This is a genomic window from Methanomicrobia archaeon (genome assembly GCA_011049045.1).
In the GTDB taxonomy this organism is placed as follows: Archaea; Halobacteriota; Syntropharchaeia; order Alkanophagales; family Methanospirareceae; genus JACGMN01.
In genome coordinates this window covers 1-16,959 of record DSCO01000061.1, presented here as the reverse complement: position 1 = coordinate 16,959, position 16,959 = coordinate 1, and the positions used below count along the sequence as shown (strand labels likewise).

Sequence of the window (16,959 nt, the reverse complement as noted above, 5' to 3'; positions counted from 1 at the left end):
ACACACCGGTGTTATGGCTGCACGGACATGATCAGCTTTGCATGCCGTGGATACTTCGCGATGAACTTCATCTCGTCCTCCGTCACCGGCTTCTGGGTGTGCACGTTTGCGTACCGGACGAGTTCGAGGATCTCCCGCGCCTCATCTTCGTTCCGGAATCGCAATTCACACTTACCCGCAACGTTCTGGAACCCCGTAATGCCGGAGTATTCGCCGGTCGTTATCAGCCGGCCAGTCTCGATCAGCTCAATGTGGCCTCGGCCAACCTCCGTGAAATCGTACAACTCATAGTTTCTGCTGTCCTTCAGCGCACCGTCCGCGTGAATACCCGATTCATGCGCGAACGCATTCGCACCGATGGCCGGTTGATTCACGGGGATCGGTACACGGAAAGAGAGCGAGGCATAGTTGCAGATCTTCCACGCGTGGCTCAAATCGATATGCTCGTCCAAATAGTATGTGCGGGCAAACCCGCTGGATTTCTGCACCGCGAGGATCGTTGAAACAAGGTCCGCATTACCCGCTCGTTCCCCCAATCCATTCACGGTCGTCGTGACATACGCATCGACACCCGCATCGATCGCGCCCTTTGCGCCTGCAATGGAGCAAGCGACCGCCATGCCCAGATCGTTATGGCAGTGCACTTCGATGGGGATCTTGACCGCCTCGGCGAGCGCTCTGATCTTCACATAGATGGTAAAGGGATCATCATACCCGAGCGTATCGCAGTAGCGTATCCGGTCCGCGCCGTGCTCCCGTGCCGCTACGGCAAATTCGAGCAACTGCGCGAGCTCGGTTCGCGATGCGTCCTCGGCATTGACCCCTATAGTTTGTGCACCGTGCTCTTTGGCTGCGTCCACCGCATCACACATCAGTGCCACGATGTCCTGCCATCCATATTTGCCCCTGAACTTGCCTTCGATCATCTGCGGTGAGGTCGAGATGCTCAAGTTGACGTGCTTCAGCTCCGGTACCAGCCTGAACGCTTCCTCTACGTCCTCTCGCACTGCCCGGAGCCACCCACTCAGCCAAATACGCTTCAGCGCACCGATCTCTGCAAGATCGAGATTCGCATTCAGATAGTTCGTCTCGTGCCGTGTGGTCGGGAAGCCGAACTCACTCTGGAACACACCCATCTCGTCCAGGTAGAGGTTCAGCATGGTCTTCTCCAGCTTCGCTAACCCCAATCGCGAGGTCTGCACCCCGTCTCTATTGGTCACGTCAATGATGTATATGGTCTTCTCAGCCATCCTCGTCGAGTTCTCCCCGTACACTATCTGCCACAGTCTGTCTGACAGATACTGATTACGTACTGTACATAACGGCTGCAGGCAAAAGAAGTTTTAGCGCTGCGGAGCTTCAGGACGCCGTCATCCCTCGTGACGCACCGCGCGCGCATATTGCGTGAACGATGCGCTTGAACCATTTAATTTAAGTGAGTGCAGTGGTAAGATACAAACAAACAGCGGCAACGATCACTCATTTGCGCTTAGAGCTTCCGCAAACCGAACGAGCATGGAGAAAGAGGGTTTTTTACTGGACGCTGATTATCTCGTGGAAAAGGACGCAGCAGGCGTTGAAAAGCCGGTGATTCGGCTGTGGTGCAAGAGCACGGACGCTGAAGATTTCGTGATCCTCGATGGCACGTTCGAGCCGTATTTCTATGCGCTCTCGCACAACTACCCGTCCGTGTACGGTCGCCAGGTAGATCTGGAAGAGTCAAAGAGCCTGGTAGAGGGGCTTGTAGCGTTCAGAAACGATGAGGAGATTCGCGTTAAACGTGTAGAGTACTGTCAGAAGAAGTTGCTGGGGGCTACCAGGAACTGCTATAAAATCGTGACCGCACTGCCGCGCGACGTGCCAGTGCTCCGCGAGGAAGTGCGCAAATGTGGGCTTATTGCTCTAGAGGCCGACATCCTCTTCGCCATTCGTTACCTGATCGATAAAGGTCTCAGACCCTTTGACGGCGTGCACGTGACCGGTGAAGTGATCGAGACAGATCACCAGAACACCGGTGGGAGAACGGCAATTCGTGCTGATCACGTTGAGTATAAAGCAATGAGCGGCACCGAGCTGCCCGCGCTTAAGGTGCTCGCATTCGACTGCGAGATGGTGACAAGAGGTGGACACGGTATGCCTTCACCGAGCCGTGATCCGATCGTCATTATCGCCGTTGCCTGTTCTGACGTCGAGACCTGCACGTCGCAGTTATTCGTGTTGCGTGACGATGAATTCGAGGCAGGGGACGATGCGCGGGTACTCCGCGAATTTCTGGACTATATCCGTGACCGTGCGCCAGAGATCATCGTGGGCTACAATTCTGACGCCTTTGATTGGCCGTATATCCATGAACGGGCTAGAATGCACGGCATTCGATTAACCGTGGGCGCTGATGGCAGCACGATCCAGTTCGATCGAGGCGGGATGTTGCCGGGTCTCAATATCGCGGGCAGACTGAACGTAGATCTTTTTAAGCTCGCCAAACGCGACCTGGGGAGCGTAAAGGTGAAGACGCTGGAGAATGTCGCGGACTTCCTCGGCGTGATGCTGAAGAGCGAGCGTGTGGACTTGTCACCACGCGAAATTAACGAATGCTGGTTCGCTGCAGCAGTACGCGAGCGGCTCTACGAGTACGCGAAAGCAGATGTGGTGAGCACCCTTGGTATCGCAGAACAGATGCTCCCGCTGCAGATCGAGCTTGCCCGGATGGTCGGCTATCCGCTGGATGACGTCGCCAAAATGGGTCGGGGTCGTCAGGTGGAAGCATTTCTGACCGCAGAGGCGTTCAAACGGAACGAACTCGTGCCGGCCAAGGGTGGAACGGAGAAGACCTTCGAGGGCGCGTTTGTCTTTCAACCCGAGCAAGGCTTGCATGAAGATGTCATCGCGCTCGACTTCTCCTCGATGTATCCAACCATAATGATCTCCTTTAACGTCTCGCCAGACACCTACGTGGCTGTTCCTGCGGAAGACGAAGAACTCTATCGCGCACCTGAGGTAGGTCATGCCTTCAAAAAGGAACCGGAGGGCTTCTTCAAGAGCATCATGAGCGACCTGATCACCCGAAGACGAGCACTTAAGCAGGCGATGAAACACCATGAAAGGACGAGCACCGAGTATCGGATCCTCGATATTCAACAGCAGACGATCAAGATACTCACCAATAGCTTCTACGGCTATACCGGCTGGAGTGCCGCGAAGTTCTACAAGCGCGAATGCGCGGAGGCGACGACCGCATGGGGCAGATACTTCATCAAGCAGGCGATCCAGATGGCAGAAGAGCAGGGCTTCCAGGTTATCTACAGCGATACGGATAGCATCTTCGCAAAACTCGCAAACGCAGGCACCAATGCTGCGACTGCTGCTTCAGCCAGACGTGAAGCGACGCTGAAGAAGGCGAACGAGCTTTCATTACGAATCTCAAAGGAGCTTCCGCTCGAGCTCGAACTCCAGGATTTCTTCAGGACGATCTTCTTCACGGGTAAGAAGAAGCGCTATGCCGCACTAACCGACAAAGGCGAAATCGTCGTGCGTGGCCTGGAAGTGCGCCGTGGCGACTGGTGCGAATTAGCGAAGGCGGTACAGACCGAGGTGATTCAACTCATCCTGGTCGAGAAAGACCATGAGCAGGCGATGAAATGCGTGAAAGGCATCATCCAGCAGTTAAAAGCTGGGAGCATACCGTTAGATGAGTTGGTCATACATAAGACGCTTACACGGCGAATTGATGGCTACGAAACGAAGCAGGCCCACGTCGTAGCGGCCACGCGAGCAGCGGCTTCTTCTGCCCGCATCGTCTATGAAGTGGGCTCGAAGATACCCTATGTCATCATAAAAGGATCGGGAAAGACGAGTGATCGCGCGTTTCCCGTTGATATCATTGAGCGCAGCAACGGGATTGAGCTCTACGCAGATGGACAGGACTATCAGATCGATAGCGAATATTATATCCGGCATCAGATTATCCCGGTTGCGCATCGCGTGCTGCAGCTCTTCGGATACGAGCGCTCATCGTTCGAAGAGGGTGCACAGCGTACGCTGGAAGGGTTCCATACACCCCCGGTGACGGAAACGGCGCAGAAGAGACTCACACAGTGGTTTTGATGCAGTCCCATGCTTCGGATACAGTAAATGCTCATTATGCATCCACGCATTACCGTTTTACCGTGATAAACATGGCTGAACTACCAAGCAATAGCACCGGTGTCCAGGTTACTTCGGGCTGCAGGAAGCTGATACGGCTGCTGGCGGAATGCGGCGAGAAGCTCACCCTAAAGACGGCTATCTGGCCTGGCACGCCGGTTGAAAGACGGTGAAAGTAACAGACATCTGGTATTCGGAGGCTGATTTGGGCGTTTTAGCTGTCTCTGACCACCTGTAGCTGCTTCACTCAGTATCGGTTCGTGCCAGATCTTTCAGCCGCTTTACCCCTTCTATCTCATTGATGACCGCGACAACGGCATCTGGCACTAAATGCTCCCAGTCCTTGTTCTTCAAGATCCGGCGGCGAATTTCACTGCCCGAGTATTCTGAGCGGTTGAAGAGCGGAGGAACGCGTGTCTCATAGCCTCGTTCCTTGAACAAACGCTCAGTCAGCGGGTTGTGCGCATAAACAACGTCCACAGGCGGGATCAGTGACTCCACGTGCGAGACCCACACGGCATTCCGGTTCACGTCCAGCACGGGCACGATATAAACGGTGAGAATACCCGCATCGCGTAAGGACTTCGAGATCATGAGATAGCGTTCACCAGCCGTAAAGGGGTTATCCAGTTCATGACTCCGCTGTGACGAACCGATGCAGATAATGAGCTCCTCGACCTCAGCCGCCACCGCGGCTATTACCGCGTGATGGCCACGATGGTAAGGCTGGAATCGTCCCACATATAATGCTCTCATCTCTTTCTCTCTATCCAGTTATCGCCTCTTTTTCCACAGTCGCGGGTACTATGCTGCTCCAAACCAGCATACACCTGAAAGGGATGCACGATGAGCGCAATCTGCGGCTTCTTATAGGCCCTTACGGGCGCGTGCTATATACAATACACCCCGCTCACTTTAAATCTATATCTAGTTCCGGTTCGTTGGTTATACCTAAAGGCGAAGGTAGGTAGGTAGGTGAGTCTTTTGAGATGGTGAAAGCCTTGCTGTTTTTAGCGACCGGATTCGAGGAGATTGAGTCAATGTGTGTGGTGGACACCCTGCGAAGGGCCGGGGTAACGACTGTTCTTGCAGGCCTGCAGAAGGGCCCTATCGCCGGTTCACGCGGCGTTCAAATGATTCCTGACCGCCAGCTCGATGAGCTCACGGTCGAGGATTTCGATGCCGTTATCTTACCCGGTGGCTCCCCGGGCTATATCAACCTCGGAGCAGATGCGCGGGTATTGAAGATGGTAACGAAGGCCTACGAATCGGGTAAGCTCGTAGCTGCCATTTGCGGCGCCCCCTCGATTTTGGGAAAGCTGGGTATCGTGCGCGGAAAGAGAGCGACGATCTTTCCCGGGATGGAGGCGAATCTCATTGGGGCTGAACCAGTCAGCGATCCGGTGGTCGTCGATGGTAACGTCGTCACGAGCAGGGGTCCAGGAACCGCGCTCGAATTCGCGATCAGCCTGGTGGAGCTCCTGGTGGGCAAGCAGAAAGCGCGAGAAGTCAGACAGGGTCTCGTCATGGACTCTTAATTAACGGATTTGCTCTTCGACGGCTACCGCAAAGCAAGCTCAAAACCGCCTCTCAGGTCTGAGCGGTTCGGAACCAGCGTATCGTTTCCTCCAGACCCGCGGTCAGTGAGTACTCCGGATTATACACGAGTTCTTTCCGCGCCCGCGAGATGTCTGCCAGCGAATCCTTGATATCGCCTGAGCGCGGCTCATCGTAGATTATCCCGAGGTCCACGCCGACCAGCTCCATAATGATCCTTGCGAGCTTGTTGACACTGATTCGCTCACCGCAGGCGATATTGAAGACACCCTCTACCTCCTGCTTCATAGACTGGATATTGGCGTGCGCAACATCCCTGACAAACGTGAAGTCCCGCGTCTGGGCGCCGTCACCATAGATAATGGGTGGTCTCTGCTCGAGCGCCCGTGTGATGAATCGCGGTATCACTGCGGCATAATCGGAAGAAGGATCCTGTTTCGGGCCGTAGACATTGAAGTAGCGCAAAGAGACCGTCTTCAAGCCGTACACCTCGGAGAAGACCCGGCAATAATATTCGCCCGTCAGCTTCGTGACCGCATAGGGCGATTTCGGATTGGGTATCATCTCTTCCGTTTTCGGGAGGGTGGGAGTATCGCCGTAGATGGAAGATGAGGATGCATACACGACCTTCTTCACGCCGCAATCACGTGCTGCGATTAAGACTGCCAGCGTCCCGTTCACATTTGCCTCGTTTGTAGCACGGGGATCTTCGACCGAGCGCTGCACCGAGGGTATCGCCGCTTGATGGAAGACGCAGTCGATATCCCGGAAAACCGCTCGTAACAGGTCCAAATTGGTGACGGTACCATCAATGAAGGTGCAATCAGGTTGTGAAACGAGCTCAACGAGGTTCTCGCGCTTACCGGTCGAGAGATTATCGATAATGTGAACCTCGTGTCCATCCTGGAGCAATGCGGCGACAAGATTGGCGCCAATAAAGCCCGCACCACCCGTTACTACCGTCTTCATCGTCGTTACCCGTACGTCGCAGAGCACTTGTACGTCTTCGCCACTACATTGCCCCTGAGTCTATTTATATAAAAGCACTATCCGATGCAAATCGGCTGTTGGGTGAGACGCAGCGAAAAAGGATGAGCGTTATGGAAATCCCCCTTTCCAGACCCACGCGACTCCATGAACCCGCGGCCCGTACAGCAGCCGCAAAAGAAGACGGCAAAGTCTACATCGAATCGAATATGCTAAGCGGAAAAATGAGCGCAAGAATCACGGCGATCGCAGCCGCGCCCGTGGTGAGTCCGTGAAGCAGCCAGCGCTTACAGCTTTTTCCGTCCCACACCCACATACAGCCGACGTTCTCCCGCGATGAAGGCGAAGATCATCCGTTTCTTCACGCCGTGCGCTAATCGAACTGCGCGTGCCAGCGCCGGTAGCGAGAACACATGGGTTTCGGGCAGCACGTGGATCAATTCCGTGGAATGCGTCTGCTGTGCTCCCCGGTAGACCCGGAAGTGGGTCCCGAATTTATAGCCCGTCTTCGGCACCAGTCCCCGGTCACGTAAATCAGCATAGATCTGGTATTTCGACTGGAACTCGCGGTCTACCAGAGCTGCATGAGCTCCGAACTGCTCGCTATCCGCGGCCAGCACGCCCGTTCTTATCAAATACGCCGCCTCAATCAGCGAGAGTAGAAGCCGCTTTTCCTTCGTCAAGTTACCGTAGAACGCTGTCACGTGAAGGTGCTCAGCTAGCTGAGTGTCCCAGACAACGACCTTGTCCTCGAGCAGCGAGATGGCTCCTCCTTCCTTTTCAGGACCCGCAATTCCTTCGCGCGCTTCGCGTTTCTCACCCCACTCGAGCGGCAATTCCCGCACTTCGTAGTACGTCACATCGCTCTCGTCATCGACCACCGCAATTATAGGCTCTTTTCGCATGTTCTGCGCTCGTTGCAGGAGCTGCAGAATCTCCTTTGCCGCTAAGCACTCACGTTCCGAGAAGATGCGAATGAAGTGCCTCGCGGCTTTCACTCCCGGTTTGGTGCCACGCGGAAAGAGCAAAAATTCGCGCTCGCCGGGCTGCACCACATAGCCACGCTCACGTAAATCCCTGAAGACGATGTATCGGGCGCTGAAGTTCGGCTGGATTTCCCGTGCATACAGAAAGAACTCCTCAAGCGTTAACGCAACTCCCTCGGCTTCGTTCGCCATGATCTGAAGCTTGCCTGTTTCGAGTAGATACGCTGCCTCTTCCAGTGAGAGTGAGATCGTTCTTTCAGGGGTCGCTCGTCGCCCGCTGTGGCTCCGCGGCTCTTTGAAGCCTTTCTGCTCATGACCCTCCGCGTCGGCGGCGGCCAGTACGATCCGATCGCCCGAAAGTACACCATTCATCTCTACGTGATAAATGTTCTCTTAGTAGAATAGTTTTTTGGTACATCATGCAGCGCAGCGCCGACGTGAAACCACATAACTATTTATGCCTCGATTTCCCATGTGCATAAGACAAAATGGGGAACCAGGAATACGATTTAGAGTACTTCAGGGAGCACGATTTCGTGAGGTGTCAGTGCAAGAAGTGTGGGTCCTTTTTCTGGACTCGCGATCCCAACCAGGCGATCTGTGGTGATGCACCCTGTGCGACTTACTCCTTTATTGGCGCGCCGATCTTCAGTGAGCGGAGTCCGGACGAGATGCGCGAATTGTTCCTCTCATTCTTTGAAGCGCGCTCTCATACGCGACTGAGCAGGTATCCCGTGGTTGCGCGCTGGCGTGATGATATCTATCTCACGATCGCCTCCATTGCTGATTTTCAACCCTTTGTAACCTCCGGCAAAGTCCCGCCACCGGCGAATCCACTCGCCATCTCGCAGCCCTGTATACGACTCGAGGATCTTGAGTCTATCGGGCGAACCGGTCGCCATCTCACCACCTTCGAGATGATGGGACATCATGCGTTCAACAAGCGAGGCCGTGAGGAGATTTACTGGAAGAATGAGACGGTGGCGTATTGCGATGCGTTCCTGCAACAGCTTGGTGTGGCGCGTGAGAGCATAACCTATAAAGAGGCGCCCTGGTATGGCGGTGGGAATGCAGGTCCATGCCTCGAAGTCATTACGGGCGGTCTGGAGCTCGCAACGCTCGTCTTCATGGATCTCGAGCTCTCACCACACGGCGAGATCGAGATCGCCGGACAGCGCTATGGGAAGATGGACACGTATATCGTGGATACCGGTTACGGTCTGGAACGTTTCGTCTGGGCGTCCACGGGCACACCGACGGTCTATGACGCCCTGTTTCCGACGGTAATTACCGAATTGGTGAATGCCGCGGGGATCGAGCACCCGCTGGAGCTATATCCTGAGCTTATACGCACGCAGGCGAGCCTCTCCGGTGCTCTGAACCGACGCGAGATCGCGCAGCGGGTCGGGCTACCCTTTGACGAGCTGACGCGCATTCTGGAGCCGATCGAGACCGTGTATGCAATTGCCGACCACACGAAATGTCTGACCTTCATGCTCGCTGACGGGATCGTTCCCTCGAATGCGAAGGAGGGCTATCTCGCACGGCTCGTCCTGCGACGGGCCTTTCGGATGGTGAAATCATTGGGGATCGAGACGCCCCTGGAAGAGCTCATTCTCCTGCAGATAAAGACGCTCAGGCATTCGTTCCCTGAGTTGGAGCGGTCAGTAGAGCGAATCATCGAGATCGTCTCCCTCGAGAAGCAGCGGTACGATGAGACCCTCGTGAAGGGCGAGCGAATCGTCAAGCAGCTCGCTAAGGACTTTACCGGGAAGGCTGAGCGAGAAGTTCCCGTTGATCATCTCATCAATTTATACGATACCCACGGGCTCCCGCCGGAATTTGTGAAGGAAGTGGTCACTGCATTGGGCCCGCAGAGCAAAGGTCTGGCGGTGAATATCCCCGAGAACTTCTATACGCTGGTGGCAAAGCTGCACAGCGAGGAACAGAAGGAGGAGCTGACGCCGTTTGTGGAGCACCTGCAAGAAGAGACGAAAGGCATACCGGCGACGAAGAAGCTCTATTACGAAACGCCGCACGCGGTGGAATTCACGGCTACGGTCCTGGAGACACTCGACGATTCGGTCATTCTGGATCAGACGCTCTTCTTCCCCGAAGGTGGCGGTCAACCGGCCGATACAGGTTACCTGATCCTGGAGCAAGAACGATTCAGCGTCGTTGATGTGCAGAGCATTGAGGGTGTTATTCTCCATAAACTGGCAGATATGCGAGCTCGGAACATACCGAAGGGCGCTACCGTAACGGGTAAACTAGATCTTACCCGGCGAATGGCGCATAAGAAGCACCATACAGCAACGCATATCGTTGTCTCTGCGGCACGTAAAATATTGGGCGAGCACGTGTGGCAAGCGGGTGCGCAGAAGACAGAAAAGCGGGCAAGAATTGATATCGCGCACTTCAAACGGATTTCCGATGATGAGCGGCGGGCGATCGAGATGCTCGCCAATAAAATCGTTATGGACGATCTCCCCATCACGACGGGCTTTGTGGACCGGAGCGAGGCGGAGCAGCGCTATGGCTCGCGTATTTACCAGGGCGGCGTGCCTGTTGGTGAGCAGATACGAATCGTGCGGATCGGTGATGATCTGGATGTGCAGGCCTGTGCGGGCACGCATCTCGCGAAGACGGGCGAAGTCGGCCCGATAAAACTCCTGCGCATCGATCGTATCCAGGACGGCGTTGAGCGGTTGGAGTACGCGGCAGGAGAAGCAGCAATTGAGGCAATCCAGGCACAGGAAGAGCTGATAAAGGAGTCCGCCGCGGTGCTCAAAGTGCCGCTGGAGAAGCTGCCCGGGGTCGTTGCGCGGTTCTTCGAGGAGTGGAAAGAGTTACGGAAAGAGACCGAGCGATTGCGCGGCGAGCTAGCGGATCTGGAGCTGGAGCGATTGAAGGGCAATGTGCAGGTGATCAGCGGAGTGAACGTAATTGCCGCGGTGCTGCCCGGGGCCGATGCCAAGGGGATGCTGAAGATCGCGTCTCAGCTCGCTGATGATAACTACGTGGCGATCTTGCTCAACAGGGGCGAGGCTCGTGTATCGGCTGTTGCCGCTGTGCCCCGAACACTCAGTGATAAACTGCATGCGGGCGAACTCATCAAGAACGTATCTGGCGCGCTCGGCGGCAGTGGCGGTGGCAAAGCGGAGCTCGCACAGGGTGGCGGCGAGCACGTGGAGCTCGTGGATGAAGCACGTGAGGCAGGATTACGATTTCTCGAGGCCCTGCTACGGGAAAAATAGAAAGTGATATTATACTCCATGATGAAGAGTTACTGAGGATGCGTGGCGTGTATCTGATAATCGTGGGACTGGGCGGAATCGGCAAGAATCTGGTGAATATCGCCACCAGAGACAAGAACGACGTCGTGGTCATCGACGAGAACGAGAAACGCTGCAAGGAGATCGCAGAGCAGTATGACGTACTCACGATCGTCGGCGACGCCACGCAGAAGTCAACCCTGGAGGAAGCGAACGCGCAGCGGGCGGACGCGCTCATTGCTACAACCTCGGACGACGCGGATAACTTGATGATGGCGCTCACGGCCAAGGAATTGGGTACGAAGAACACTGTTGCGATCGTGAATCAGGAAGAGCATGTGGAGATGTTCAAGAAAGCGGACGTGGTAATGCTCGAGAACCCCGATATGACCGTTGCTCGTCACCTGTATATCTCGGCGAAGCGGCCACGGATAAAGGATTTCATCACCATCGGTCGCGGCAAAGCGGACATCTTCGAGGTCGTGGTCTCGGAAAATTCACGTGCCGTGGGCAAGGAGCTCTCAGAGCTGAACATGAAGGGCGGGACGGTGGTGGCAATCGAGCGGAATGACGAGCTCATCCTGCCGAGTGGCGACATACCGCTTCAGGCGGGCGATCACGTCACGGTCTTTGCGAAGGCAAAAGAAGCAGATAAAATTAACGCGCTCTTTTCGCCCTGAACTAAACAACAGATTTAGAGGTAAGATCCCCGTTTACGTGTAGCGTAACGGCTTTCGCTTTCTGAACGTTATCTGGCAACGTTACCACACGGCGCAACGAGTGGGCTGCGGTTCACCCTTTCCAGAACGCGGGGGTGAACAGCACCAGAACGGTGAAGAGCTCCAGCCGCCCGATCCACATACAAAACGAGAGTATGATCTTACCGGTCACCGGAACAGCGGCATAATTAGCAGCTACGAGCCCCAAACCGGGACCCACGTTACCGAGTGTCGCAGCTACTGCAGATGCTGCGCTCAGGATATCAAACCCTATCGCGGTCATGAGGATGGAGCAGATAACGAAGAGCAAGAAATAGGAGAAGATGAACGCGGCAATCCCCTGGATGATATCGTCGGAGATCGGCTTCCTGCCGCTCTTCAGCACGAAGATCGCGTGTGGATAAAGGATATGGCGAATTCGCTGCCCGATGTATTTGAGCAGCACATAGACGCGGATAACCTTGATGCTCCCGCCTGTTGACCCGCCGCAGCCGCCGACGAACATCAGGCTCAGGAGGATGATCTTCGACAAATGCGTCCAGGCATCGAAGTTGGCCGTGGTGAAGCCCGTGGTGGTCATAAAGGAGATAGCCTGAAAGCCGCCATACCGAAATGCCTCGAGGAAGGACGCATAATAGCCATGACTGTAGAGATCCGTGACGATGATCGCGATCGCGGCGAAGATGAAGGCGCAATAGACCTGAAACTCCTTGTTTGCGATGACCCGCTGGGGTTTTCGGATCAACGAGTAGTGCAGAATGAAGTTCATGCCGCCGAGGAACATGAAGAGCATGATGATGAACTCCGCGGTTTGGTTGTTATACCCGGCGATATTGGCGGAGAGCGGTGAGAAGCCGCCGGTCGGCATGGTGCTGAACGCGGTGCAGAAGGCGTGGAAGGGCGTCATCTGCGCGAGGAAATAGAGCAAGATTATCTCCGCGCCGGTCAACACGACGTAAATGGACCAGAGCATACGGGCGGTCACCTGAACGCGCGGTCGAATTCGTTCGGCCATGGGCCCCGGGAACTCGCGGTCGAAGAGCTGACTCCCGGCGATGCCGAAGGTGGGAAGGATCGCAATGAAGAGGATAATGACGCCCATGCCGCCGATCCACTGCGAGAAGCTGCGCCAGAATAGTATGCTCCGGTCGATCTGTTCAAGCTCAAGCATCACCGTGGCGCCCGTGGTGGTGAATCCAGACATTGATTCAAAAAAGGCGTCGATCGGTCCGAGTGTAGCGGAGAAGATGTAGGGGAGCGAGCCGAATAAGGCCACCGCGAGCCAGCCCAGGCCCACGATCGCAAAACCCTCGCGACGCTTGATCACGCCCACCGTGCCGAGCCGTTTCTCCAGGATGATGCCACAGGTGATGGTGATCCCGAGCGGGATCAGCCAGGTCGTCACAATAAACGGCGATATGGTGCGGTCACCGTACCAGACCGCTACGAGGAGCGGAATAACCATTAAGATGCCGAGGTATTTCACGATGCTCCCAATACCGCCGTAGATAATCCGCTTGTCCATCTCCCTCGATTCTCCCGTTACAGAAGAGAATCCGTGCATACAGAAAAAACCAGAAGATACATCGATAAAAAATGAATGATATAAAGCACAGAGACCCGTAATCGAGATCAACGAAATCGGTTGTGCTGAGGGCGCTTCGTTTACGTATGCAGGTCTAGACTGTGGAGTGATCGGAGGGGTAACGTGTTTACCAATGTGAGAATTGTGCTTGTGGATCTCGGCAGTATCTTGATGCTGGTTGGTGTACTCATGACGGTACTGCTCATTGTCTCCGCCGCGTTCAGGGAGCTCTTCGTTGTCTCGGTCCTGCTGCTCACGGCCATGGTTACCATCGGCATCGGCGCACTGCTGAGATTAACCTGCAGAGGGCAGAAAGAGCCACAGCGGAAGCATGCGATGATTACGGCAGCAATAGCATGGCTCATCGTTCCCGCAGTTAGTTCAGGCCTGTTTATCTTCATTGAAGGCATGAGCCCGCTCGATTCTTTCTTCGAAGCAATGTCCGGGTGGACGGGTACCGGCTTGACTATGGTCGCGCATCCATCATCACTTACCCATACGATGCAGTTCTGGCGAAGTACGATGCAGTGGGTGGGCGGCGTCGGGGTGATTGTGCTGATGGTGACGATCTTAGCACGCCCCGGAACGGGTGCCTTCCGGTTATATCGCGCGGAAGCGCGCGAAGAGAAGATTCGGCCGAGTATTATCTCCACCGTGCGGATCATCTGGTGGATCTACCTGCTGCTTACCGCTGTTGCGATCGTTCTCTTTTACTTCGCCGGGATGAGCTTCTGGGAGGCGATAAACCACAGCATGACCGCTCTGGGCACCGGTGGGTTCACCATCACCGAGACCAGCATGGCGTTTTATGATAGCCCGCTTATCGAACTCGCCGTCATACCCATGATGATACTCGGCGCAATTCCCTTTATCGTTCACTACAAGTTGCTCAAAGGTGACGTACGCGCGTTTTTCAGAGATCTGCAGATTCGTGCTCTTTTCATGCTTTTGCTGGTATTACTCACCCTCTTATTCATTGTGAACTATACCGGTTTTTATAGCTCGGCGTTCGCGGCGCTCCGCTTCTCGCCGTTCCAAATCGTCTCAGGACTCACCTGCACGGGCTTCCAGACCGCGAACGTGCATCTGTGGTCCGGTCAAGCGCTCAGCATGGTCTGGATGGCGATGCTCATCGGCGGTGGAGCAGGTTCGACCGCGGGCGAAATAAAGCTCATCAGAGCAGTGATCGTCTGGAAAGGGCTCAACTGGTCGCTGGTCAAGGCGTTGTTACCCAAAAACGCGATCAAGCCCTTCCGCTTTGGTGAGCGCTTGCTCAATGACGAGGAGATAAATAGCATCGGCGCAGAGGCCAATTGATCATCATTCTCTGGATCCTTTTCCTCCTCGTTGGCGTGAGTGTCTTGACCGTTGCGGGTATCCCAGGCTACACGCTCAACGAGGTGATCTTCGAGGTGGTCTCGGCGCAGAGCAATGTCGGACTCTCCACGGGCATCACCAGCACGGGGCTGCCATATGCAGGAAAAGTAATGTTGATCATGAACATGTGGATTGGTCGTCTGGAGATCATTCCGGTTTTGATGCTCGTTCGCGTGCTCACCAAAGGTTTCGAGCCATTTTAAGTGCGAAGGAGATTACTCGGCCTTACTTAGCACAGCTGTAATCAGGAAATAGGGGTTGCAAAGACATCACCGCTCTAAGAATCGCCCTGGAAAATCGTTGTAACATCATTTTACCAGAAACTGTTTTTGTGTCTGGCTATACGGGGAAAAAGCGGTTTGAACTTTCTCTGCAAACACAAGGAAGAAAATCTAAACGTTTCTTTGAATCAACGATCCAGTAACGGTAAATACGTTCTTTTGATAAACCTTTTCTTGGAAAGAAAAGGTTTGTGCGGGCACGCCCTTGGTCGACCCCTAAGCCGCCAACCAGACCCTCATGGTCTTTCTCCACACCGCTATCCTCCGAGCGCCAACGCCCACAGTGAGTCCGCTCCCTTCCGGGCCTAAACCGGTATCCGTGGCAAAGGCAAGGCACCAGGCCCTCCAGCCTGATGCCAGGCCACCGTCAACCCCGCAGGGCGGTGCTTCCTCGTCCAACCATGAGCTGAAGCTGACAACTACAGAGCCTTCCTCAGGCTTCGCCCCTCGCATATCGGCGATTTCGAGTGACAGAGGACGCCTAACCCTCCAGGCTAGCCCGCACAATTCTATTAAAAGTCATAGTCATAAAAAAATCTGTGGCTGGTTCCGCACAGGCGCGCGCGCACTCGTTCAGTCAGCATGTGCGATGAGTAGGTCCAGATCAACAAACTGCTCGACGAGCTCTTTCACCTTCTTCACCTTCGCCGCGCCTCGGATTCGCGCTTTACCCAGCGCTTCATCCAATCGCTCGATCGTCGTGAGCGTATCATCCGCGACAAGGATGATCGGAACGCCCAGTTCCTCTGCTCGCCCGATGATCGTGGCCGCTGGTTCCAGATTACCGGTCAGCAGCAAGCACTCGATAGTGCCCGATTCCAGTGCGAGATTCTGCAAATCCGCGCGATCGCCGCCCGTGATCAGTGCCGCGTGCCGCACCCGCCGGAAGTACTTCAGCGCGGCGGGCGGAGACATCGCTCCGATCAACAACTCCTCAATGATTACCTCTTCTCCCCGCTTGCCCCTGATCAGCCATTCACCGTGCAAGGCGTCTGCGATCTCGCGAACAGAGAGCCCGGCGAGCAGCGGGCTGTAGGGCAGTGTTCCCAGGAGCGTTATCCCATTCTGCTTAAAGAAACGCTCGTTGAGCTCCTCGACGTATGCGGTCTTATAGCCCGAGAGCTGATTGAAGATGATGAACCTGAGCCGGTCGCCGAGGAGTTCGCGTGCCGCCAGGATCTTATCGAGGACGAAATCGCTCGTATATTTCACGACGAGGAGGATGTTTAGATCGAGCATGGACGCGATGTTAAAGTCACAGAGTTCCAGTGCTTTCCCGAATTTGTACTCGCCGGCACTTTCCACAAGCACGATGTCCTTGCCCGCGGCCACGCGTGTGTACGACTCCCGTACGCGCTGCTTCAGTTCTGGAAGATCTGCAGAGCGCGCGAATTCCACGTACGGCTTGTCAAGGGTGACCGGACAGATATCATCGAGCGCATCGCCCGTCTGAAGAACGGTGGCGGTGTTGTACACATCTTCGTCAACGAATCGATCACCGATCCGCGTGATGCCGATGCCGAATGGCTTGAAGTAACCCACGCTAAATCCGCGCTCCTTGAGTATCTGTCCCAGTGCGATGATCACCGCGCTTTTGCCCGAATACTCCTCAATCGAGGAAACCAGTAAGCTTTTCATCTTCTCTTTTCCTTTCTTCTAGCACCAGCTTGAAATCGATCGCGCAGCAGCCCTTCCCCTTTGCGAAGACCTTGACCGGGTTGAGGTCGGCCTCGAGTATCGCCGGGAACTCGATGCTGAGCTGCGAGAACCGCAGGAGCAGGTCAACCAGCGAACCGATGTCGGCAGCGCGCTCGCCTCTCGTGCCCCTTAATATCCGGTATGCCTTCACCGCCTTGAACATGGCCATCGCATCCCTGGCGCTCAGCGGTGCGATCCCGAAGGAGACGTCTTTGAAAACCTCAACATAGGTGCGCCGAGAAAGACCATGCTATCCAGTTTGGTGAAAGTCCAACCTGAGGAACGGTTAGCCACCACCTCAGAACTGAACCTTGCATTCAGTCCGGTAACGGGCTGTGGTGAAGCCAGGGG

Annotated in this window: 12 protein-coding genes, 1 other RNA gene and 1 pseudogene; 6 read left to right on the top strand and 8 right to left on the bottom strand. The window is 55.2% G+C overall.

The genetic code is table 11. From position 1 onward, the window contains the following. Positions 1–11: 11 nt before the first annotated feature. The gene (locus ENN68_08820) at positions 12–1,250 is read right to left on the bottom strand and encodes a homocitrate synthase (GenBank protein HDS46165.1); all 1,239 of its coding nucleotides are present in this window, start codon (positions 1,248–1,250) and stop codon (positions 12–14) included. A gap of 265 nt (positions 1,251–1,515) precedes the next feature. Here ENN68_08820 and ENN68_08815 point away from each other — a divergent pair, with 265 nt between their 5' ends. Further along, positions 1,516–4,104, top strand: a complete 2,589-nt coding sequence (locus ENN68_08815; protein HDS46164.1) for a DNA polymerase — start codon at positions 1,516–1,518, stop codon at positions 4,102–4,104. Positions 4,105–4,386: 282 nt separating this feature from the next. On the opposite strand, the gene ENN68_08810 is transcribed toward ENN68_08815, so the two are convergent. After that, positions 4,387–4,899: a nicotinamide-nucleotide adenylyltransferase gene (locus ENN68_08810; GenBank protein HDS46163.1), complete on the bottom strand. Its 513-nt coding sequence runs from the start codon at positions 4,897–4,899 to the stop codon at positions 4,387–4,389. 236 nt (positions 4,900–5,135) lie between these two features. Here ENN68_08810 and ENN68_08805 point away from each other — a divergent pair, with 236 nt between their 5' ends. Next, the gene (locus ENN68_08805; protein HDS46162.1) at positions 5,136–5,681 is read left to right on the top strand and encodes a DJ-1/PfpI family protein; all 546 of its coding nucleotides are present in this window, start codon (positions 5,136–5,138) and stop codon (positions 5,679–5,681) included. 52 nt (positions 5,682–5,733) lie between these two features. Here the strand turns inward: ENN68_08805 and ENN68_08800 are convergent, their stop codons facing one another. Together ENN68_08800 and endA are read right to left on the bottom strand one after the other, a co-directional pair. Beyond that, positions 5,734–6,669 carry an SDR family oxidoreductase gene (locus tag ENN68_08800; protein ID HDS46161.1) on the bottom strand — a complete coding sequence of 312 codons (936 nt, stop codon included), beginning with the start codon at positions 6,667–6,669 and terminating at the stop codon, positions 5,734–5,736. Between the two features lie 305 nt (positions 6,670–6,974). Continuing rightward, on the bottom strand, positions 6,975–8,045 hold the full coding sequence (endA, locus tag ENN68_08795) for a tRNA-intron lyase (GenBank protein HDS46160.1): 1,071 nt from the start codon (positions 8,043–8,045) through the stop codon (positions 6,975–6,977). 116 nt (positions 8,046–8,161) lie between these two features. On the opposite strand from endA, the gene alaS reads away from it, so the two are divergent. Together alaS and ENN68_08785 are read left to right on the top strand one after the other, a co-directional pair. After that, positions 8,162–10,930 (top strand): alanine--tRNA ligase, encoded by a 2,769-nt coding sequence (alaS, locus tag ENN68_08790; protein ID HDS46159.1) that lies wholly within the window; start codon positions 8,162–8,164, stop codon positions 10,928–10,930. 47 nt (positions 10,931–10,977) lie between these two features. After that, positions 10,978–11,628: a TrkA family potassium uptake protein gene (locus tag ENN68_08785; GenBank protein ID HDS46158.1), complete on the top strand. Its 651-nt coding sequence runs from the start codon at positions 10,978–10,980 to the stop codon at positions 11,626–11,628. 112 nt (positions 11,629–11,740) lie between these two features. On the opposite strand, the gene ENN68_08780 is transcribed toward ENN68_08785, so the two are convergent. After that, positions 11,741–13,231 carry a TrkH family potassium uptake protein gene (locus tag ENN68_08780; GenBank protein ID HDS46157.1) on the bottom strand — a complete coding sequence of 497 codons (1,491 nt, stop codon included), beginning with the start codon at positions 13,229–13,231 and terminating at the stop codon, positions 11,741–11,743. A 144-nt stretch (positions 13,232–13,375) separates the two neighbouring features. Here ENN68_08780 and ENN68_08775 point away from each other — a divergent pair, with 144 nt between their 5' ends. Next, on the top strand, positions 13,376–14,569 hold the full coding sequence (locus tag ENN68_08775; GenBank protein HDS46156.1) for a TrkH family potassium uptake protein: 1,194 nt from the start codon (positions 13,376–13,378) through the stop codon (positions 14,567–14,569). Next, the gene (locus tag ENN68_08770; protein ID HDS46155.1) at positions 14,566–14,832 is read left to right on the top strand and encodes a hypothetical protein; all 267 of its coding nucleotides are present in this window, start codon (positions 14,566–14,568) and stop codon (positions 14,830–14,832) included. The genes ENN68_08775 and ENN68_08770 overlap by 4 nt, the downstream gene beginning before the upstream one ends. Positions 14,833–15,101: 269 nt before the next feature. On the opposite strand, the gene ffs is transcribed toward ENN68_08770, so the two are convergent. The 3 genes and pseudogenes from ffs to ENN68_08755 form a co-directional block, all read right to left on the bottom strand. Continuing rightward, an RNA gene (gene ffs / locus ENN68_08765) (signal recognition particle sRNA) lies at positions 15,102–15,415 on the bottom strand. Between the two features lie 68 nt (positions 15,416–15,483). Further along, positions 15,484–16,548 carry a phosphotransacetylase family protein gene (locus ENN68_08760; GenBank protein HDS46154.1) on the bottom strand — a complete coding sequence of 355 codons (1,065 nt, stop codon included), beginning with the start codon at positions 16,546–16,548 and terminating at the stop codon, positions 15,484–15,486. Then, positions 16,520–16,837 (bottom strand): annotated as a pseudogene (locus ENN68_08755) (acetyl-CoA synthetase). Before ENN68_08755 ends, ENN68_08760 begins: the two are co-directional and overlap by 29 nt. Positions 16,838–16,959: the final 122 nt, after the last annotated feature.

Bases quoted from the DNA above. Each gene is read 5' to 3' on its own strand.
- ENN68_08820 (HDS46165.1), bottom strand. From the start codon at position 1,250: ATGGCTGAGAAGACCATATACATCATTGACGTGACCAATAGAGACGGG.
- ENN68_08815 (HDS46164.1), top strand. From the start codon at position 1,516: ATGGAGAAAGAGGGTTTTTTACTGGACGCTGATTATCTCGTGGAAAAG.
- ENN68_08810 (HDS46163.1), bottom strand. From the start codon at position 4,899: ATGAGAGCATTATATGTGGGACGATTCCAGCCTTACCATCGTGGCCAT.
- ENN68_08800 (HDS46161.1), bottom strand. From the start codon at position 6,669: ATGAAGACGGTAGTAACGGGTGGTGCGGGCTTTATTGGCGCCAATCTT.
- endA (HDS46160.1), bottom strand. From the start codon at position 8,045: ATGAATGGTGTACTTTCGGGCGATCGGATCGTACTGGCCGCCGCCGAC.
- alaS (HDS46159.1), top strand. From the start codon at position 8,162: ATGGGGAACCAGGAATACGATTTAGAGTACTTCAGGGAGCACGATTTC.
- ENN68_08780 (HDS46157.1), bottom strand. From the start codon at position 13,231: ATGCACGGATTCTCTTCTGTAACGGGAGAATCGAGGGAGATGGACAAG.
- ENN68_08760 (HDS46154.1), bottom strand. From the start codon at position 16,548: ATGAAAAGCTTACTGGTTTCCTCGATTGAGGAGTATTCGGGCAAAAGC.